Annotated in this window: 15 protein-coding genes; 3 read left to right on the forward strand and 12 right to left on the reverse strand. The window is 46.5% G+C overall.

What is annotated here, in order from left to right:
- Positions 1-113: 113 nt before the first annotated feature.
- Positions 114-1,490, reverse strand: a complete 1,377-nt coding sequence (locus M3P05_RS15925) for a hypothetical protein (RefSeq protein ID WP_249701017.1) — start codon at positions 1,488-1,490, stop codon at positions 114-116.
- Between the two features lie 762 nt (positions 1,491-2,252).
- Here M3P05_RS15925 and M3P05_RS15930 point away from each other — a divergent pair.
- The gene (locus tag M3P05_RS15930; RefSeq protein WP_249701018.1) at positions 2,253-2,492 is read left to right on the forward strand and encodes a hypothetical protein; all 240 of its coding nucleotides are present in this window, start codon (positions 2,253-2,255) and stop codon (positions 2,490-2,492) included.
- Between the two features lie 107 nt (positions 2,493-2,599).
- A complete protein-coding gene (locus M3P05_RS15935) occupies positions 2,600-4,987 on the forward strand; it encodes a DNA polymerase II (RefSeq protein ID WP_249701019.1) in 2,388 nt (795 codons plus the stop codon).
- 316 nt (positions 4,988-5,303) lie between these two features.
- On the opposite strand, the gene M3P05_RS15940 is transcribed toward M3P05_RS15935, so the two are convergent.
- The 10 genes from M3P05_RS15940 to M3P05_RS15985 form a co-directional block, all read right to left on the reverse strand.
- A complete protein-coding gene (locus tag M3P05_RS15940; protein WP_249701020.1) occupies positions 5,304-5,486 on the reverse strand; it encodes a hypothetical protein in 183 nt (60 codons plus the stop codon).
- A 369-nt stretch (positions 5,487-5,855) separates the two neighbouring features.
- Complete coding sequence (locus M3P05_RS15945) at positions 5,856-7,808, reverse strand: hypothetical protein (protein ID WP_249701021.1); 1,953 nt, start codon at positions 7,806-7,808, stop codon at positions 5,856-5,858.
- A gap of 131 nt (positions 7,809-7,939) precedes the next feature.
- Positions 7,940-8,653, reverse strand: a complete 714-nt coding sequence (locus M3P05_RS15950) for a T2 family ribonuclease (protein WP_249701022.1) — start codon at positions 8,651-8,653, stop codon at positions 7,940-7,942.
- A gap of 243 nt (positions 8,654-8,896) precedes the next feature.
- On the reverse strand, positions 8,897-11,362 hold the full coding sequence (locus M3P05_RS15955) for an acyl-CoA dehydrogenase (protein WP_249701024.1): 2,466 nt from the start codon (positions 11,360-11,362) through the stop codon (positions 8,897-8,899).
- A gap of 211 nt (positions 11,363-11,573) precedes the next feature.
- Positions 11,574-12,311 carry an amino acid ABC transporter ATP-binding protein gene (locus M3P05_RS15960; protein ID WP_283777838.1) on the reverse strand — a complete coding sequence of 246 codons (738 nt, stop codon included), beginning with the start codon at positions 12,309-12,311 and terminating at the stop codon, positions 11,574-11,576.
- The gene (locus tag M3P05_RS15965) at positions 12,311-12,979 is read right to left on the reverse strand and encodes an amino acid ABC transporter permease (RefSeq protein ID WP_249701025.1); all 669 of its coding nucleotides are present in this window, start codon (positions 12,977-12,979) and stop codon (positions 12,311-12,313) included. The genes M3P05_RS15960 and M3P05_RS15965 overlap by 1 nt, the downstream gene beginning before the upstream one ends.
- A gap of 23 nt (positions 12,980-13,002) precedes the next feature.
- A complete protein-coding gene (locus M3P05_RS15970; protein ID WP_249701026.1) occupies positions 13,003-13,809 on the reverse strand; it encodes an amino acid ABC transporter substrate-binding protein in 807 nt (268 codons plus the stop codon).
- 249 nt (positions 13,810-14,058) lie between these two features.
- Entirely contained in the window at positions 14,059-15,084 is a 1,026-nt protein-coding gene (locus M3P05_RS15975; protein WP_249701027.1) for a metallophosphoesterase, read from the reverse strand.
- Positions 15,085-15,193: 109 nt separating this feature from the next.
- Complete coding sequence (locus M3P05_RS15980) at positions 15,194-16,552, reverse strand: DUF1329 domain-containing protein (RefSeq protein WP_249701028.1); 1,359 nt, start codon at positions 16,550-16,552, stop codon at positions 15,194-15,196.
- Positions 16,553-16,563: 11 nt separating this feature from the next.
- Positions 16,564-18,336, reverse strand: a complete 1,773-nt coding sequence (locus M3P05_RS15985) for a DUF1302 domain-containing protein (protein ID WP_249701029.1) — start codon at positions 18,334-18,336, stop codon at positions 16,564-16,566.
- Between the two features lie 273 nt (positions 18,337-18,609).
- On the opposite strand from M3P05_RS15985, the gene M3P05_RS15990 reads away from it, so the two are divergent.
- On the forward strand, positions 18,610-19,509 hold the full coding sequence (locus tag M3P05_RS15990; RefSeq protein ID WP_249701030.1) for an EamA family transporter: 900 nt from the start codon (positions 18,610-18,612) through the stop codon (positions 19,507-19,509).
- Between the two features lie 49 nt (positions 19,510-19,558).
- On the opposite strand, the gene M3P05_RS15995 is transcribed toward M3P05_RS15990, so the two are convergent.
- Positions 19,559-20,002, reverse strand: coding sequence for a DUF3010 family protein (locus M3P05_RS15995; RefSeq protein WP_249701031.1), 444 nt, complete (start codon positions 20,000-20,002; stop codon positions 19,559-19,561).
- Positions 20,003-20,064: the final 62 nt, after the last annotated feature.

The following is a 20,064-nucleotide window of genomic DNA, read 5'->3' on the forward strand; positions in this document are numbered from 1 at the left end:
AATGAGTTCACAAACCAGACAATACAAGCAGCTGACTCAAGAGCAAAGATACCAGATTGAAGCTCTTCTTGAAAATCGCCGAAACAGCGCTCACCATATTGAAGTTAGGCATCCTAAATTTCTTTCCAAGTCCCATGATAATTCATTTTAATAAGACGAAGTTGCTGAATACCTACAAGCCTTGAGAGTTTTCTTATATTTTTTGGAGAATGACTCAGTGTCTCTAAATGTTTAAAAAAAGCCTCTCTAGGGTATTGTTTTGACATTATTTGTTCTATATCCTCTTCTGACAAAAGATCTGTGCTTGAACTGTAATAATTTGTTTCTTCATCCCAGATTTCCATTGCACTAGGTTGATTTTTTATTTTCTGGTATTCTTCATGAGCACTACCGCTTAAAAGATATCTAAATAATCTTTCCGACTTTTTCTCCAATTCTTCTAAATTCATTAAATTATAATCACGTAAATAATGAAAATGAGCGTTATGCAATTCTGCTCGAACATTTAATGGTTTTGGTAGTTTTTCAATTTCTCGTGGTGCTATTAAAATATTCGAAGAAAGCAGGTGTGACATATTGCAAAAACCATTTGCTGCAATTTGAAAAACTCTTGGCTTTATAAAAACATTATCAATATCACTATATGTTAGCGATTTATCTTCCCATAAAGACAGCCTTTCCAATAAAACTTCTTTACTTATTTTCTTCGCTTTATGTCTTGCTGCTTTGAGGACGCGCTTCGCATCGACAATAGCACAGACCCTAACCCTATCCATTAGTCCAATATCTTTTGTTTTTTGATCCTTGAATCCATCTACCATGGGTAAATGTGATAAGTCCTCTTCAACTGAAAGTACTAGAACATTATCATTATCAACAAACAAACTATTCATTGTTTTTATTTGGGGTTCTGTCATTGAGTTATTTGTATAAATTAACAATAGTGGTATATCTTTTTTTGATAGTCTTGATGCTTCCTCGTCTATCAATTTAATATAATCTAATTTTTTATCATTGTTTACGCCATCAAATAATGTCAATCCATGGTAAGCATACCATGTATGGAACACAGGCCCAGGAGGAATTATTTTTAGACTAAGTTGCGACATTTCATCATATGAACTGATGCCTGAATAATATAATGCAGCAGCCATATTCTCTAAAGAAAATTCATCAACATGCTCTAGTAGCCCTTGTTCTAGAGTTAATTTAGAGACTAATTCTTTCTGTGTTGTCAAATCTGGCAGCAGCATATGGTGGAATTCACAAGGTGATTCTGCTAACTGCATTTTTGAAGCGTAATCACGATCTACACTACTAAAATCTCTGATTAAACTTCGTGTTCTACACTCAGAAGGCAATGTAATCGTTGTACACTCATAGTTGCTAAATTTTGCTTTTTTTACACTTCTCTGGCCAAGTTTTGGCTCATCTAAACTGCTTAGTGAGTGTACATCAGAAGAATCTGATTTGATTGTTGTTGGATCCATATCATTTAGTCCTTCAAAGCTCTATCAGGTTCAAATAAATTGCTAACAGCCAAGCAAGGATGCCTAACAAAAATTTCCAGTTCGCTCCGGGTCTTCGCCCTTCCACCCGACGCGCCTGTCGGCGCGCGGCTGAATTGGCCGATAACGGTTAGCATAAAACAGGTAAGCAGTACGGCTTATCCTGTCTGGGGGCAACTTTCAGGATACGGACAAAGTGGTGAGTTTCAGTCATATTCCACACCATCATAATTTAAAGGGTAACCAGGGAGGCCATTGGGATATGAGTAAGCAATGGTGAAAGAATCATAACCGCCAGCAAAACAAACAAAGCATGAAAAAAAGAGGCACATGTGAGCGTGCACCACTGCGAACGCTGGTCGGGCAATCATGACGGGATGAATGAAGTAAAATAAAAAAGTTGATTTTATTAGAAGAAGTTTAATTTCCGGTATAAGAGTTATGCGTAATGTTTCATTGGTAGTTTGATAGTCTTTATTACCAGTGAAAGGCAGAGAATAGTTTCGTCAGTTTTCTGTCATGTTCTGGTAGAGCTTCAAGGCTGTGATTGATTGAAAATTAAAGCATTTTTCAAAGGATGAAAAAAACGTCTGTTGCCGTATTTGTACCTATGCGGTTGTGTTAGGTTAGAACCATGCCAAAACAGGCAGGCCAAACAGTTGAAAATAATGAGATACCCGATTCACCAGGTGGTGTAGAAAGGGTATTTCTATAAATACAATAACTCGCAACAAGGAGTTTGGGATGTCAGCAGTTTTCTTTGAAATCAAGGGAACACTGGTTAATCTGAGTACCATTTCTTACCTTCAGAAAGAAGATGTTTATGGCAGTCATACTATTGTGATGTTCTGGCCCGGTGTATCCGATCTCAACCAGCCCCGAAGGGAGTTTGTGTTTAATAACAAGATTGAGCGGGATCGCATTTATATGGCTCTGGTAAATAAAATTCAGGCTGAAAGTGTCTTTGAGCATGACTATGCCTGATTAACCTCACCCGGTTTACCTCTAAAACCCGAATAGCTTCCAAGCTATTCGGGTTTTCTATTCATGGTAGTATTCAGGTCTTTCCAAATAATTATTTAGAGGTCTTTGTGAGCCAGGTTGAGAATGATTCCATTCATGCCGGTTTTCTATTGAACCGAACAAGCTATGACCGCAGCCGGCATACTGAAATTGTTCTCTGGGTTGTTACCGATCATGGCCCGTCGAGACTTGTTATCGAAGGTGAGCAGCCGGTTCTGTTTATTCACACTGATGATCAGGACAAAGCGCTTCTGGCACTACAGCAGGCCGAAATTCCCTGCCACCATAAATCGCTCTCCCTTAAAACATTTCAGCAGTCTCCTGTGACCGGGCTGTATTTTCGCACTATCGATATGGCCTGGCAGGCAAGACGGGTTTTCTCTGATTTAGCGATTATTCCATTTGAAGCTGACTTTCGCCTCCATGATCGCTATCTCATGGAAAAGTTTGTGAATGGCGGGCTTGAGTTTATTGGCACTCCAACAGCGTTTGAGTCCTATACCGAATACCGGCAGGTCAGGATTCGTCCTGCTGACTATTCACCACGCTTTTCCGTCGTCTCTGTAGACCTTGAATGCTCAGAACGTGGGCAGCTGTATTCCGTTAGCCTGTTCGGTCATGGTGAGAAAGGAGATGTCGAATCCCGGGTGGTAATGGTTGGAGAGCCAGTTGAATGCGCTGAAGAGTATATTCAATGGGTTCCTGATGAAAAAAGCCTGTTGCTAAGTCTTGTCGATATCACTGCTTTATGGGATCCGGATATATTGATTGGCTGGAATGTTATCAACTTTGATTTCCGCCTGTTGGTCAAACGTGCTGCGCTGCATGGCATCAAGCTGAATCTTGGGCGTGGCAGGCAACAGGTTCACTGGCGTGACCGGCGTGATGAAAGCGGTCAGGGTTTTATCACTATTCCGGGACGGATGGTGGTTGATGGTATTGACGGGCTCAAGTCTGCCACATGGCAGTTTGACAGCTTCAGCCTGGAGTTTGTCAGTCAAAGCTTGCTGGGGCGAGGCAAGGATACTGAAGATGTTGAAAATCGCATGGCGGCCATTAATCATGACTTCCGTTATAACAAGCCAAAGCTGGCTCGATATAACCTTGAAGACTGTAAACTGGTTTGGGAGATTTTCGAGAAAACCCGATTGCTGGACTATCTGCGATTGCGTGGCCAGCTGACCGGTCTGGAACTTGATCGTCAGGGCGGTTCCGTGGCTGCTTTTACCAACCTCTATCTACCCCGGCTCCATCGTGCTGGCTATATCGCACCCAATCTTCCTGACGGAGGAGGGCTGGCGAGCCCGGGTGGTTATGTTATGGATTCGGTGCCCGGTCTCTATCGCAATGTTCTTGTGCTTGATTTTAAAAGTCTGTATCCATCCATTATCCGCACTTTCAGGATTGATCCAATGGGCCTGATTGAAGGTCTGCAGCGTCCTGATGAAGCCATAGAGGGATTTCTGGGAGCACGTTTTTCCCGTGACCATCACTTTCTGCCAGATATTATCGCTAGCCTCTGGCAGCAGCGTGATGAAGCGAAAAAGGAGCGGGATGATGCCCGTTCCCATGCCCTGAAGATTATTATGAACTCGTTTTACGGTGTACTGGGTTCAGGTGGTTGCCGTTTTTATGATCCGCGCCTTGCCAGTTCTATCACCATGCGTGGGCATGAAATCATGCAGCAGACAGCCCGGTGGATTGAGGAAGAAGGTCATAAGGTTATCTATGGTGATACGGATTCGATATTTGTCCTGCTGGGAGATGATATAAGTTGCGATGAAGCTGATAAAACCGGTAAGAGTCTTGAAGCGAAAGTCAACAGACTATGGAAACAGGTCGTCAAAGACAAGTTTGATCTGGAGTGTTTCCTGGAGCTTGAATACGAAACCCTCTATACCCGTTTTCTAATGCCAACGATCCGGGGTGCGGAAACAGGCAGCAAAAAACGTTATGCTGGTATAAAGCGAACTGGTGACGGTGAGAAACTGATTTTCAAAGGGCTGGAAACCGTGCGGTCCGACTGGACTCAATTGGCAAAATCCTTTCAGACAGAACTGTATGAAATCGTTTTTGCGGATAAATCTCCGGAGAACCTGATTAGGCAATATGTGGAAAAGACACTTGCTGGAGAGGTGGACGATCAGCTGGTTTACCGTAAACGGCTACGACGCCATCTGCATGAATATGTAAAAAATATCCCGCCCCAGGTTCGTGCTGCGCGGCATGCTGATGATAAAAATAGAGCGCTGGGCAAATCTTTATGTTATCAGCACAAGGGCTGGATCAGTTACCTGATAACTGTTGCAGGGCCGGAAACGGTTGAATATCACGCAAATGCTATAGATTACCAGCACTATATTGATAAACAGTTGAAGCCTGTAGCTGAAGGTATCCTGCCATTTATAGGGATGGGTTTTGATCAGGTCATAGGTACACAGCAAGGGTTGTTCTAGGTTCTGTTGACGTTAGTTTTTGCATTCAGCGCCAGCGAGGCTTTTCAGATCTAGACGCAGGCGTGAAGGAATACTGGTTGTCTTTCGAACGGCTGTAACGACGAGCTGGAAAGCCTCGCTGGTGCCCTGCGGGTGGCTCAGAAAGCCGCCACTCGCTGCGTCAGACTTGCTTGATGTAGAACCACTACACCTTCACAAGCCTTTCTTGCGATTAGCGGCTTTCTGAGCCACTGAATCGCATAAACTAACGTCAACAGAACCTGATACGTCATGTTCTAAATGACATTCCCTTGTCAGAATCGAACCCAATCTGATGTCAGTCTTGATGAAAGTTAAAGTATTTATTCAGATCAAGAATCTTTGTGGGTGGTTCGTACTCAAGATATGTTGCATATCCAATGCGAATACAGGCCGAAAGAATAATGGCAACAGTTATTACCATTCCAATCGCCTGGCGCCATGATTTCCTTTGGCCATGAGGTATGTGCTTGGGAGCCATCAACTGCATTCCTCAAGGATTAAAAAGCACCAGCAAATAGTTTAATACCAGTAGTGTTGATAATTCTTTGATCTGGTGCAGTTGTTTTTGGCTGGTTGAAAACCGAATATTTGTTTCGGTTTTTCTCGCTTTATCTGACGAAATGCAATCATTTGTTGATATTTCTCAGAATAATATCCAGTTATGTTGATTGAGCCTCTGTCGTCTGCAGGGTCATCACCATTATGCTTGGTCAATCTGCTTATATTTTTGTTCCCAAAGATTGGCAAAATAAAAACCATCAAAGAGATAGCCAAGACTGATCCTTTGAGTGAAACATAAGCACAGTGGATGTGCTTTTACCATTTAAACCTTCCTAAGCACAGATCTTTATCTGGTCATAAATTTATTAAGTTCAGCTCTCCAGACACTGTCATTAGTACACCAAATATGTAGTGATGACTCAGAACCCTCAAACCTCCAGTTATTGGGTAAAGTTTGATGACCTGAATTGAATCCCCGCTGCATAAAAGGAATATCTGAATAAAAGAGGAATGTTTTATTCGAAGTGCTTTGTTCTGCAGCCGCTCTTGCACTTATATCCCGCAGCCAGTTTAAGGCTCTGGATCGACATGCAGGATTGATGTCTCTGATATTTTGAAGATTTTCATTATCAACAACAGTCAGTACTTTGTCTGCTCGTTTTATCCATTCTTCCTGCATCTGCTTAACACTTTTTAGGTCATCATCTTCAAGAAACTGTGGGTTGATGTTCACAATTTTCCGCATATTCCCGTCACTTCCGATAGTTTGAGTTGAGACAGGGTCTGTTGAAATATCCTGTGAGCTATAAGTATCCTTCATTTGTGCAAACTGGGTTCGCTTCTGGGCTGTTTCATTTGTCCGGTCGTCCAGAACAACAATGACTTTGCCTGGTGTCTGGCTGATTTGCTGTTTGGCACTCTCAAGGTGATTCTGGATTTGGTTATTGTGGGCGATGAGATCTCTGGTCGTCAGCTGTTCCGGATCAAATGGGCAAGGTATTTCTGTCGCTATATCTTCCGGTGGGGAGGGTTCATCATTACTTTGGGGTTCCCTGGCATTATCATCCGCCCCGATATATGAATCATTTATCCAAGAGAAGCCATATTTCATTGCAGAGCGGTAGAGTACTGATTTCAGTGCAGAGGAGAGTCTCCATAACCCTTTGCCAGCTCCTGGCGTCAGTCTGCTTTCAATCGTATCAAGCCATTTTTGAGTAATACTTCCTGCAGGAGCTGTAGTATCAATCCAAATGTCGGGAGCTAGTGTTCCCTGGCTTAAGCTGTGGTCAACCAGTAAAAATCCTTCTGATCCCAGTGTGATGGTCTGCAGGTGGTTTCCGCCGAGCACTCTTGAATAATTGCCTTCATTTGTTGTCATGGTGATATGACTGGTTGGCAGGTCTCCTGCAATAAAGTCACTTACCTGTTGAATCGTGTTTTCTGACAGTGGATTCAGGGTTGCTGAAGCAGTATGAACAATCTGGTTGCTCGTTAAAATATCTGTTATCCATGGTGTACTGTTTCGGGCCTGCTCAATAACCAGCTGTCTGTAGCCTTTATCACCACGCAGAATTACTTTCAAACTGGCCGTTTGCTCATTTTCTTCAGGAATAAATGAGATGCTGCTGAAATGTTTTTTGTAGGCCTCACAAACCATCAGGCTCAGACTGTTATGCAATCTGCCTGTGGGATCAGGGCAAGCTGGACGGTCAAGCTGGGATATGTAAAACGTCAATGTTGGGCAGGGGGCTGTTGACAGGTAGAGAGGAGGCAGGTCATTCAGACTGTTTTGGCTAAGCCTGATTTTTGTTACCCCATGAAAACCGGATCGCTGTTGTTCACCTATTTCATAAAGGCTGAGAAAAATATTGGGTATTTCTGTCGCTATATCTTCCAGTGGGGAGAGTTCATTATCATGGAAGATCCCATTTTGGATCTGTTTCACAGCCAGAACAGGAAGCAATGCCCCCTGGCGGAGGTAAAACTCGGTCCAGGTTTGGGATGTTTTGTAGTCAAGGGCTATACCTGCTGCTGTCATCAGGTGGCCCAAAGGTAGCCAGGAAGGGGCTTGCCTTGTCAATGCATAAGTCCCTGCCATAACCCCTGCCATGGTGAGAATATTCCAGGCTTCCTGCCTGACATACCAACTGGTAAGACTGCCATTTTCTGAAAGCATGCGTTGCTGAATTTCAGGGGGCAGAAGACTGACACCATGTCTGTCTTCAGCTGACAGGGCCAGAGGCGCTGATAGTGCGGAAAATAATAATAAAATTATTACTATTAGTTTACTTCTGAGCATGCCATGTTCTATCTCAAGTGGATCGATAGAGTAGCCCAGATTTTCTGATATGACGCTGGAGTGTGTGATCTTACAGGCTAACAACTTGATACGGGCTGGAACTCTTAGATTTGTTTAATTGTCAACGCAACCTAGTCAAGCTGGCGAATCGAGATGTTCCCTGGCGCATTTCTGCAATTATTATTTTTGCTGTTCATCATATTAGGGGGGCACTGAAACGGTTGCTTTGCCCCATATGACCAGCAGGTATAGACAGTGCTGAGATAGTACTGACCGTTATCGATATCACAACTAAACATGGCTTGATGCTGGTAGGCGGCGTCCAGCTCGTGATAGCTGACGGACTTGCCGACATTTTCTGAGATGATTGGTGGAGTTGGAATCTGATTAAAGACTCTCTCTATTGCGGTGAAATATTCTGTCTGGGTCATATTTGAGCAGGTACCATGTTTCTCCCATTCATGGTCGATGAGTTCATCTGGGCTTACAGGTATGGTTTGGTTCAGAAAGGCCTGAACCTGCTCAGGAAGTGCCGTTATATTTGCATGACATATGGATCTCTTGAAGTCACAGCCCGGGCTGCCAGGGCAGAAGTCTGGGTAGCTGCCGTTATTGTACTGTGCCCATAGACCATGAACTCCCAGTGTTTTGGTGTCCCGTACCGCCTGAGAGTTGCATCCCTTCTTTTGCATTTTTATTGAGTAACAGTACTGCGGCTCCCAACTCTGGGCCAGAAGCAGGTAGTCATACACTCCTGGGATGCCCGATGTTACTTCGTATAACAGATTAAGTACCGTGCTTCTGTCCTTTTCACTGGCGTTTACATATAACGTGGCCGTTACCATCAGGATGCAACCTGGAATAGTTATGAATCTGGAAAAAATTGGCTTCTGCATTCTCTTAACCACTGTTCTCAATATACTCCCTACTATTGACCTGCAGACAGGAAAAGCGTGCGACGGGAAATATGGAAAGACAGAGTAGAGAACAGTGTTGTCAGTCAGGAGAGGTGGATTTTCTCAGAGACAGGGCCTGTAACAGCAACTGCTATAGGCCCTGTAATAATCTATGTTGGGTAATGTTGTGTGTCAGGCAGCCTGATTTCGACCGGAAGAATCAGATGATTTATCGTGATTGACAGCCACCGAACCAAAATGCTCCAGTGGGAAGTCATCCACATTAATCATGTCCAGTACATCTTTCTCAAATTCCAGCATAAATCGGCCTTCTTCTTCGGTGAGAATACCTATGGCAACCCCCTGGGTGATTCGCCCCTCAATGGTCAGTTCAGCTTCGTTATATCGGCCTTTTTTTAAGGCTTCGCCGATCTTGCGATAAATCGGGTCAGCCTTTTCCACCCGACACAGAAGAGAGTCGTAGGCATAAAGCGGATTATGCCCGCTGTCTCCGCGATAAATTCCCTGGATAAGACGCTCGCGGGTTTGTGTGGCTGCTGTGACCAGCCCGACAACTTTGGATACTAGTCTGTCTCCGGGCTTTCTGGCTCTGCGGCCAAGTGGCAGAGTTACCGCTCGCAGCATCCAGGCGACCGGACGGTTTGGCAGGTTACGGATCAGCTCCTGCATGGCATCTTCAAATTCGGCAAACAGCTTCCTGCAGGAGTAGTCGACAACGGGCAGATCATCCCTCTGTTGTCCCTGATCATCCCAGTGTTTGAGGACACAGGAGGCCAGGTAGAGTTTGGAAACCATATCAGCCAGGCGGGCTGATATAAGCTCGCGGAATTTCAGTTGGCCGCCAAGGGAGAACATGCACATATCAACCGCAAAGGCGAAAGAGGCGCTGTAGCGATCAATCTTCTGGTAGTACTTGCGGGTTGCACCACTGACTGGCACTGATACCAGTGCTGCATTGGTCAGGCTCATCACCAGTGAGCGGGCGGCATTGGAGAAGATCATGCCGAAGTGGCTGAAGAGTGCTTTATCGAAGTCTTCAAGGCTATTGTTCTGGGCAGCATGCATCTCCGGAAGAACATATGGGTGACAACGAATAGCACCCTGGCCAAAGGTAATCATGGAGCGGGTTAGAATGTTTGCGCCTTCCACGGTAATGGCAACCGGTACCGAAGCATATCCGGAAGCCAGGTAATTTCCCGGGCCATCGATAATGCCCTTACCGCCATGCACATCCATGGCATCTATGGCTGTCTGGCGGGCCATCTCGGTCAGGTTGTACTTGAGAATGGCTGAAGGAACGGCAGGCTTTTCACCCTGGTCAATGGCAATGGCTGTAACCCTTGCACCCGCAGCGGAGATATAGGCATTCCCGACAATTCTGGCGATTGTTTCCTGAACTCCTTCCAGTTTCGCTACAGGAACGTTGAACTGTCTTCTGATGCGGGCATAGGCACCAGTTGATGCAACTGCATATTTACTTCCACCGGCACCGGAAGAGGGGAGAGTGATACAGCGTCCAACTGAGAGACATTCGACCAGCATGCGCCAGCCCTCTCCCTTCATCTCAGCACCACCGATAATGAAATCGAGAGGGATAAAGACATCCTTCCCTCGAATCGGTCCGTTCATAAAAGGAGAGCCCAGAGGCTTGTGGCGTCTGCCGATGTCCATTCCTTCCAATCCGCGAGGCAACAGTGCGACAGTGATACCAATATCGCTTTCCTCGCCCAGCAGTCCCTCTGGGTCAAACATACGGAAGGCCAGACCCACAACCGTAGCCACAGGGGCCAGGGTGATATAGCGCTTGGAGAAATTCAGGCGAATACCAATCATGGACTTGCCTTCATATTCACCACGGCAGATCACACCGGTATCCGGAAGTGAGGTGGCATCCGAGCCTGCCCGTGGACCGGTCAGGCCGAAACATGGGATTTCCCGCCCATCTGCCAGTCTGGGCAGGTAGTAGTTTTTTTGCTCCTGGGTTCCGTATTTCAGAAGCAACTCGGCAGGCCCCAGGGAATTTGGTACGCCAACCGTTGAGAAGACTGAACCTGAAATACTGGACAGCTTCTGAAGAACTGCTGATTGAGCCTGAGCTGAAAAGCCAAGGCCACCATACTCTTTGGGAATAATCATGGCGAAGAACTTCTCGTTCATCATGTAATCCCAAACGTCTTTGGGCATATCGCCATCTCTGCTGATCTGCCACTCATCCACCATAGAAGCCAGAGTCTCAGTCTGGTTATCCAGAAAATTCTGTTCTTCCTGGCTGAGGGAAGGACTCGGATGATTAAGCAGTTTTGACCAGTTGGGTTTACCCGAGAAGATTTCTCCTTCCCACCAGACCGTGCCAGCTTCGAGCGCTGTACTTTCGGTTTCAGACATTGTGGGTAGGAGTTTTTTGTAAATCTTGAAAATGGGGCGGGTAATAGTATTGGCACGGAATCTGGTTTGGGTCAGTCCACCAAGGACTGCTGCCACAATTAATGCAGCCAGTACTGTTGCACCACCGGCACTGAACAGCCATGAGATAACGGTAAACCCTCCCATGACCATGGAAGATGTTTTCAGGTTTGTACGTTTAAAAGCCAAGGTAATCAGGAGAATTACCAGCAATAAAGACCATGCAGAAATCATGGATATTTCCCTGTTTTCCCAACACTATTGATTAATAGAAGCATATTTGGGATAGGGGCATACTGGCAGAAGTGCGTGAGTTAACTGGCAAAAAAGCCAAAAAAGTTAGTTGATAAGCGGTTTGGTTAGAACCAGACTGCCGCTTATAGCGAAAAACCATGAAAGGTGAGGCTTTCCTGCTGATTGAAGTCTCGCCTCATATTTACATCCCCTAGAGAACCTGTCTTAAGAAATCTCGGGTTCTGGGATCTTGTGGATTATCAAGAATCTCTTCTGGTGTTCCCATTTCCACGATTTTTCCGCCATCGATAAAAATTATCCGATCAGCGACTTCACGGGCAAAGGGAATTTCGTGGGTCACAACCATCATGGTGCGTTTCTGGCGGGCCAGCTTTTTCATCAGATCCAGTACTTCATGGACCTTTTCCGGATCAAGAGCCGAGGTGGGCTCATCAAACAGCATCAGGTTAGCATCCAGCGCCATGGCCCGGCCAATCCCCACTCGCTGTTGTTGACCACCTGATAATGCTGAAGGCCAGGCATCATGTCGGTCGGCCAGGCCAACATCTTCCAGAATGGTCATGGCTTTTTTACGGGCTTTCTGCTCGGGAATACCATGAACAGTCGTCAGTGCTTCGGTGATATTGCCGAGGGCTGTTTTATTTTTGAACAGCGCATAATTCTGGAACACAAACGATGTTTTGCGTCTTAAAGCCAGAATTTCTTTCTTGCCAGCACTCTCAGCGTCAACCGACTGATCCGAAATGGTGATGGTGCCTTTATCCGGTGTTTCCAGATAATTAATACAGCGCAGCATTGTAGACTTGCCGCTGCCGGATGGGCCAAGGACGACAACGATTTCGCCCTGCTGCACTTGCAGGTCAATCCCATCCAGAACAGTCTGACCGTTAAAAGCTTTATGAAGGTTACGAAGTTCCAGCAGCGCCATCAGTAAGCTTCCTCCAGTCGTCTTTCCGTATACTTCTGACCCCAGGTCATAATCATAATGACGACCCAGTAAACCAGGGCCAGCACCAGATAGCTTTCCAGGAATCGGAAACTGGATGCGGCTTCCAGTTGGGTTTTTGCCATGATTTCCGCAACACCCAGAGTGAATGCCAGGGACGTGCTCTTCAGCAGATCGATAAAGCTGTTCATCAGACCTGGTACAGCAATACGTGCAGCCTGGGGCAGGATAATACGACGCATGGCTGTTAATCGATCCATGCCAACACTGAGCGCCGCTTCCATCTGGCTGCGATCAACACCCAGGATGGCTCCCCGAATCAGCTCTGCCATATAGGCAGCAAAGTGCAGACCCAGACCTAGAATCGTAGCCTGAAATGCACTGATGGCGGTCATACTGGGGAACATCTGGGGCAGTCCGTAATAGAACAGGAACAGCTGTACCAGCAGGGGAGTACCACGGAAGAAAGAGATATAAAGCTGGGTAAAACCATTCAGGCCTGGGATCCGAAATATCTGGACAATGGCGAAGAAAATCGCCAGTACCAGGGCCAGAGCCATGGCCAGGAAAGACATTCCCAGGGTAACAGGCAAAACACCGACCAGCTGTAACAGCAGGTCGGTGGCAAATGATAAATCTAATTCGGTCATATTTTACTTATTACGCTTTAAGGTCAGCCTTTGCTGGTGACATCAGTACCGAACCATTTTTGGGAAATCTCGGCCAGGGTGCCGTCTTCACGCATGGCTTTCAGAGCCTGGTTCACCTGGAGACGCAGCTCCTCGGAAGACTCAGTTCTCAGATAAGGCATAGCGTTTTCGATGACTTCGAAAGGCTCACCAGTCTGCTTCAGAGGCAGGCCGGACTTTTTGATCAGCTCGGCTGCAGACAGGCGATCCATGATAAAGGCATCAACACGACCAAGGGCGACTTCCTGCTCAATACCACCGGCACTGTAGGTTTTGATGGTGATTTCGTTGTTGGTATCAAAATCACGTAGCAGCTCTTCAAAGTTAGAGCCCAGGTTTACGGCTACAGTGCGTCCTTTCAAGTCTTCCAGGCTGTTGATGTCATTAATATTGGCATTAACAGTAATCTGGGCACCGTCAAATACATAAACGTCGCTGAAGTTGTACTTCTTCTTGCGCTCTTCAGTGATGGTGATCTGGTTGGAGATGGTATCTATACGTTCACTGTCCAGCATACCGAACAAGCTGGAGAAAGGAGCCGTGACGAACTCAACGGGACGGTCAAGACGGTTACTCAACTCATTCCAGACATCAACGTCAAAACCCTGCAGCTGGTCTTTCTCAACAAAGGTAAAGGGGTAGTAACCACCGGACATACCAACCTTGATGCTGGAAACTTCCGGAGTGCCGGCTGTTTCATTGGTGCTGGTGGACTGTTCTGAACCACCGCAGGCGGCCAGAAAAACGGACATGACAACTGCCAGGCCCGTCGCTTGCAGACGACGAATCATAGTGACTAAGCCTCATAAAAAAATTATTGGAGTTGAGTACTGCGGCAGCGGCCAACAGTCAGAGTTGCCGAGCGGAGATAACTGCGAGAAATCGGGCAGAAACAACAAGCTTTTACTGCAACGCTGGTAAGCTTGGTGTCGACAGTAGATGTTTTTGGTTTTTGTTGAAAGTAATAATAAGTTATTTATATATAACTTTTATTGATATGTAGTGTTGGCATGCCCTGCAGCCGACTTTTGTCAGGATGATTATGATTTGAGTGAAAAGTAATCGATAGATTTCAGGTACTGTAACTCTGCAGGCTGTTGTTCGGATACTGTCCAGGCTTCAATAACAACTCTTTCATCTGTCATTTGAATCCAGAAAAAACCCAGAGTACCGGCCTGTTGCCAGCTGGCAAAATTACGCTTAGGGGCGGTCATTGTCTTGTCATACTTGCCACCGGCCCCGGAAATAATGTGGATGGTCTCACCACAGCCTTCTACAGGATCAAGCAGCTGCAGGGAGTGATCATGACCAGATACCAGCAGGTGAACCTTTCCACACAAGTGTTCTTCAATCAGCTCTTTCCAAAGCTGACCCTGCTGCGGGTTATTGTCATAACTGCCGGCATTGCCGTGCCGCCCGTTGGATATATAAGGGTAATGGCTGAAAGCAACCCGCCAGCGTGCGTTCAGATCAGGCATGGTATTGGCCAGCCAGGTTGACTGTTGCTGGGCAAAATCTTTGGCGGCATAAAAGGCAGATGCTTCTTCCTGGTCAGCAGCAATCGGTGTGGCATCGAGAGCTAGAAAGTCGACATCCCTGTTGTTCTGCTGGTTACTATCCAATGGTGCTGAAAAGGTGTAATAACGGGCAGGCATGCGCCATTTATTACTGGTGCGGTTTTCCTGGTAGTGGTACTGAACCTGGATATCCCCCTTGGGAACAGTTTCACCCTCGGGATAGCGGGCCAGGGAGATATCATGATTTCCCAGGGTCATAAAGAATGGAATATTCAGACCAGCGTAAGGCTGCTCATAGTGGGTCTGGAAGAATGGATCATCAAGGCGGGTAACACCTTTATCATAAACATTGTCCCCCAATCCTATAACGAAATCACACGCCTTCTCTTTGCAAACCTGCTCCATAGCCCGGGCAACAGTTTTCTGCCGGTTATCACCAGTACCAAAATCGCCAAGGGCAATAAAGCTAACAGTCTCAGCAAACAGACTCTGGGAGAAAATCAGCGTTGAAGCCGCTAATAAGGTGTTGGTATTGAAGCGGTAAGTCATCCCGATCACTTTTTTAAGCTTCCATGCAAAAGCTATCGGTGAAGGCAGGATGTTCTTGATGGGGCGATCAAAAAGGTGGGAGTGGCTGATGCCACTCCCAAAAGGCAGATTATTTACCGGCCCTTCTCAGGGCTGCGGGGGTAAATGTCTTGCGATCCAGCTCAATGCCGTAGTTGTAAGGCTTGGCTTCCTCATTAACCAGCATCATCGCAATATAGCGGCGAGACTGAAGGTCGTAGAGAACCTCGGTGGCAAAGCTGGTTGCCTGGGGGCCGCTGACGAAGGTGTGGTGACCTTCGGCAACACGCCACAGCTGACCACGACCGTCATAGTTGTCAGCCAGCACTGCTTGCCATGAGTCTTCATCGAGGTAGAGCACCCGCTTGCCGTAGACATGGCGGGCATCTTCTTTCAGGGTGGCTTCTACAACCCAGACCCGGTGCATTTCATAGCGAGCAGCATCCTGGTTGATATGGCCTTTTTTGATGATGTCATCATAAGACAGTTCACGGGAGGTCAGGCGATAGGCATTGTAAGGAACAATCATTTCCTTCTTGCCAACCAGCTTCCAGTTGTAGCGGCTTGGGGAACCGTTAAAGATATCTACGTTATCGGATGTGCGGGTGCCTTCAGCCGCAAATCCCGGTCCATCATAAGCAACGGTGGGAGCACGTCTTACCCGGCGCTGACCGGCATTGTAAGACCAAGCCCGGCGGGGCTCTGCAACCTGGTCAACGGTCTCATGTACAAGCAGAACATTGCCGGTCAAACGGGCAGGGGAGAGTGCCCGGCGCATAAAGTAGAACAGAACATTGTCGTCCTTCTCAGCATTTACTCCACCTTTAAGGCTCTCTGGCCAGGCCTGGTAGTCATGAATTCTCACCGGTGTGTAACTACCGTTAGCCTGAACCACCATCTGCATGGTGTAGGATTCATAGGCTCCGCCCTTGTAGCGGGTCAGGTGATTCCATACCGCTTCCAGACCATTCTGGGGAATGGGAAAAGGAATGGTGGCGTCGAAATTCAAAAGACCATTGCCGCCTTCTTTCAGCTCCGTCTTCATTGCATTCTTTTTGGCATAACCATAAATGCTGTCGCTGTAAGTGACCGGGCGGTGAGATGGGTAAACAGGCACCTTATAAGTATCTGGATACTGCTTAAGCATGGCCTGCATACCGGGAGACAACTTGTCGGCATACTTGTCCATATTCTGGGCAGTGATCACAAACAGAGGTTTGTCACTGGCGTAGGGATCTTTGATAAATCCCTGGTCATCCTGAGTTGAGATCAGTTTGCCAGTCCATTCGGGAATGGAACCATCCTTGTTGCCTGCACGGGTCGCACCAACGGGGGTTAATTCCTTGCCGAGCTTTGCTGCTTCAGCATCGGAGACCTTGGCACTGGCTGTCAGGCTGAAGGAGCCTGCAACAGCTAATGCAAGCGACAGTTTTATTATTGTTGTTTTCATTGTCTGCATCCTTAAAAACTCACTCCAAGGCTGAAAGAGGCGAAGTCACGGTCTTTGGTGATGTTATATTTTCCACCCCAGAACTTTGTGACAGAAAGCGAAGCGTTGTATTTGCTCAGGTAGTCTGCGCCAACGCCAACAGTTAATGCCTGACGGCCTTCCAGGAAGGTTCCGTTAGCAGAGTAACCATTTACATCGTGAGCATAAGCAACCCGGGGCTTCAGGTTTACGCCGGCGAAAACATTGTTGTATTCAAGCATGCCCAGTAAGCGGTAACCCCAGGAGTCAGTGGTCACAAATCCATCTACGGTACAGACGCTTGCAGAAACAGCTGGACAACTTGCTTTTTCACCAAGGCCAAAAACAAAGGATCTTCCATAACGATGATCATCCGTTGAAGCTAGTGCTCCAGTGTGAGAAAAGCCAACTTCACCCAAGAGTGTCAGTCGACTGGCGCCAAATACCTGTTCAATAAATCGTGCAACCGTAACTTGAGCCTGCGTAGCTTCAACACGGTCATATCCGCGAAGAGGCTTGCCAAGGCCGGCTGCAATGACGCGATCATTTTCTAACGACAAATGTGGGGCTGTGCCACCATAAAGGCTGCCAAGTAAAAGTTCTACAGGGTTAATCTGTACCGGCATATTTGGCCGATAGCTAATTTCACCAGACACAGAGTAATCATTAACTGAGGTAGAGAAGCTCAGACCATACAGGCGAATATTTTCGGGATAGTCGAGATAGTACTGTCCGGCAAATGCAGGCTTGCCTGCTGGTGTTACCATTCCACTGAGGATTGGAGTCCGGCTGTGATAGTTCATGAAATAAACACCAAACTCAGTGTCATTGAGTTCGGCAGCATAATATCTGGCTGAAATACCAAATTGACCGCTATCTTTTGCATCATTATCAGCCAAACGTTGTAGCTTGGTAGCTGAAGCGTTGGCATTGGCAATGTAATCAGGGTTTGACGGGTTGCTGCCCCCAATAGTCGCGTAATCACAACCCCCGCCGATCAGGTCAGTGGTTGAGAAAAATGTTCCGCAACCATCAACAACCGTTTTCTTCCATTCAAACTGATAGAAGGCTTCAAGGCTGAGGTTGTCAGTCAGAGCAATATTGCCGAATGCCATATTGACAGGCATCAGGCCTTCCTTGATTTCGGCACCAGGCCTGCGGAATGAGCTGACATCAACAGGGTTGGCTTCGTTAATGCCGCCTCTGATAAAGGTACTTTCCCCCCAGCTGACAACCTGACGACCCAGACGGGCATCAAGCAACATATCGCCAATTTCAAAATCACCGTAAACGTAGGCATCAAGGAGTTCTACGCCGGAAAACTTTGCCAGATCATCAAAATCAGAATCATCCAGCTTCTTGCTGGTACGTGTTGGCTGATAACCTGTTGGGAAATGACCATGCCTGACATTGTCATTCTTCAGGCGGTGGTCATACCAATATTTGCCACGGACGAATGCGCCGTAGTTTTTATAAGTCAGAGAAAGATCATGGACACCTTTGAAAATCTCGGAAAAGGTTTCCCCCTTCTTGAAGTTCAACTTGCCATCATCACTGGAGTTACTGTAACCCGAGCCACCATTACCAACGGCAATGGTTTTTGTACTGGCATCTTCAAGACTCCAGCTGGCACCAATGGAAAGTTGTGAATTGAAGCTGCCTTCAATCTCCCCATGAGAGAATTCTATTGCATAAGCGGATGAACCGAGGGCCAAAGCCACGGCCGCAGTCAACGGTCGCAAGCCTCGAAAGTGTGTTTTTGGCATAACTGAGAGCCTTGTTTTTTATTTTTGTTTTCTACCGGACAGTACCGGGTTACACAGAACTTCCCTATCAGAAACATGCGTGTTTCCAGATGAGAAAGTTATGAGCAGCCCTATCATCCCTTTATGAAAGTTAGTCGTCAATTGTTTGAAGTAATCATTTTTAGTGGAATTAGTAGCGTGTTATTTAAGAAGTGAGTTTGCTGATATTCCAAGCTGGCAGGTTTTGGCATATAAAGAACGCTCACCCATGTTAATTTTCAAGGCTGTTATTAAGTGAAGAGAAAAGATGTACTACTTGCGCTGCTGATTATTTGCATCTGGGGTGTGAATTTTGTTGTGATTAAATATGGGCTTGAGGAATTACCTCCACTTCTGATGGGAGCCCTGCGCTTTTCTTTGGTTGCCTTTCCTGCTGCTCTTTTTGTTCCCCGGCCGGATATTCCCTGGAAATGGTTGCTGGCATACGGCCTTACTATCAGTTTCGGCCAGTTTGCACTGCTGTTTTCAGCGATGTATGTCGGGATGCCCGCCGGGCTGGCTTCTCTGGTTCTTCAGGTGCAGGCCCTGTTTACGGTGATTTTTGCCTTTATTTTTCTTGGGGAGCGGTGGAAGCCGGAACAGTTGGCTGCATTCCTGCTTGCTGGGTGCGGGTTATATATTCTGGCTCTCAATAAAGCCTCGTCCGGCATGACGATATTTGGGTTCTTACTGACAGTGGCAGCAGGAGCATCCTGGGCTTTAGGGAATATTGTTAATAGAAAAATTACCCAGCTTAGGCAAATCAATCTGGTTGGGTTAATTATCTGGGGAGCAATGATTCCTCCCATTCCCTTTTTAATCATGTCTTACTGGATTGAAGGGCCAGAGTTAATCATGACCAGTCTGGCAGGAATAACGCTTCAATCCATTGCTGCGCTGATCTATCTGGCATTTGCGGCCACATTACTTGGATATGGTCTCTGGGCTTCGTTGCTTAGCCGTTACTCTGCTGGAACGGTAGCTCCCTTCACATTGCTGGTGCCTGTTATTGGGGTTATGACAGCATGGCTGGTACTGGGTGAATCGTTAAGCTCTTTGCAGATTGCGGGTATTGGATTGGTAATGTTGGGGCTACTGGTAAACAGTTTTGGCGGGCGTTATCTATTAATGCTTTATCGCCCTTTAAAACGATAGAAAAAAATAGAATATCAACTGGCCAGTGAAAACTGGCCAGTTGTCTTTATCAGTCAGCTTTGCTGAAAGCTTTCTTATTCAGCCAGGCATAGCCAGTCTGAAAAGCTGCTTCCTGGAATTTCTTCAGGCCAGCTTCGCGGGCATCAATGGGAAGCGGGTTTTTCTTCAGCTGTTCCTTGATTTCCTGAGAAGACAGAATCTCAACATTAGCGGATTCAATCAGCTGAATAGCTGCTTCAATTTTAAAGCCAACGGCACTTCCGGCAAACTTGCCTTTCTTGAGTCGCTCGCGGATTACGACATTGTTGATCTGGTAGTCTTCCAGCAGCTTACTGATGGTGAACTGGAATTTACGCATTTTTTCAGCATCATTGTCGTGCTGAAGAGGAATGCGGATCTGGCGGCAATCGTGAACATTGAACAGACCGCTGTCCATGGACAGCAGGCATAGCATGGCTTCACTGCCTTGAATATCAATACTGCAGATTTTCATAGAAGAACCAGAATTTGTAAGTTCATTGAGGAATGCAGGCATTATAACGGTTTACATAACTA

It is taken from the genome of Parendozoicomonas callyspongiae, assembly GCF_023502345.1.
In the GTDB taxonomy this organism is placed as follows: domain Bacteria; phylum Pseudomonadota; class Gammaproteobacteria; order Pseudomonadales; family Endozoicomonadaceae; genus Sansalvadorimonas; species Sansalvadorimonas callyspongiae.

Excerpts from the sequence above, each read along its gene's own strand:
- M3P05_RS15925 (WP_249701017.1), bottom strand. The coding sequence starts at position 1,490 with ATGGATCCAACAACAATCAAATCAGATTCTTCTGATGTACACTCACTA.
- M3P05_RS15930 (WP_249701018.1), top strand. The coding sequence starts at position 2,253 with ATGTCAGCAGTTTTCTTTGAAATCAAGGGAACACTGGTTAATCTGAGT.
- M3P05_RS15940 (WP_249701020.1), bottom strand. The coding sequence starts at position 5,486 with ATGGCTCCCAAGCACATACCTCATGGCCAAAGGAAATCATGGCGCCAG.
- M3P05_RS15945 (WP_249701021.1), bottom strand. The coding sequence starts at position 7,808 with ATGCTCAGAAGTAAACTAATAGTAATAATTTTATTATTATTTTCCGCA.
- M3P05_RS15950 (WP_249701022.1), bottom strand. The coding sequence starts at position 8,653 with ATGGTAACGGCCACGTTATATGTAAACGCCAGTGAAAAGGACAGAAGC.
- M3P05_RS15955 (WP_249701024.1), bottom strand. The coding sequence starts at position 11,362 with ATGATTTCTGCATGGTCTTTATTGCTGGTAATTCTCCTGATTACCTTG.
- M3P05_RS15960 (WP_283777838.1), bottom strand. The coding sequence starts at position 12,311 with ATGGCGCTGCTGGAACTTCGTAACCTTCATAAAGCTTTTAACGGTCAG.
- M3P05_RS15965 (WP_249701025.1), bottom strand. The coding sequence starts at position 12,979 with ATGACCGAATTAGATTTATCATTTGCCACCGACCTGCTGTTACAGCTG.
- M3P05_RS15970 (WP_249701026.1), bottom strand. The coding sequence starts at position 13,809 with ATGATTCGTCGTCTGCAAGCGACGGGCCTGGCAGTTGTCATGTCCGTT.
- M3P05_RS15975 (WP_249701027.1), bottom strand. The coding sequence starts at position 15,084 with ATGACTTACCGCTTCAATACCAACACCTTATTAGCGGCTTCAACGCTG.
- M3P05_RS15980 (WP_249701028.1), bottom strand. The coding sequence starts at position 16,552 with ATGAAAACAACAATAATAAAACTGTCGCTTGCATTAGCTGTTGCAGGC.
- M3P05_RS15985 (WP_249701029.1), bottom strand. The coding sequence starts at position 18,336 with ATGCCAAAAACACACTTTCGAGGCTTGCGACCGTTGACTGCGGCCGTG.
- M3P05_RS15995 (WP_249701031.1), bottom strand. The coding sequence starts at position 20,002 with ATGAAAATCTGCAGTATTGATATTCAAGGCAGTGAAGCCATGCTATGC.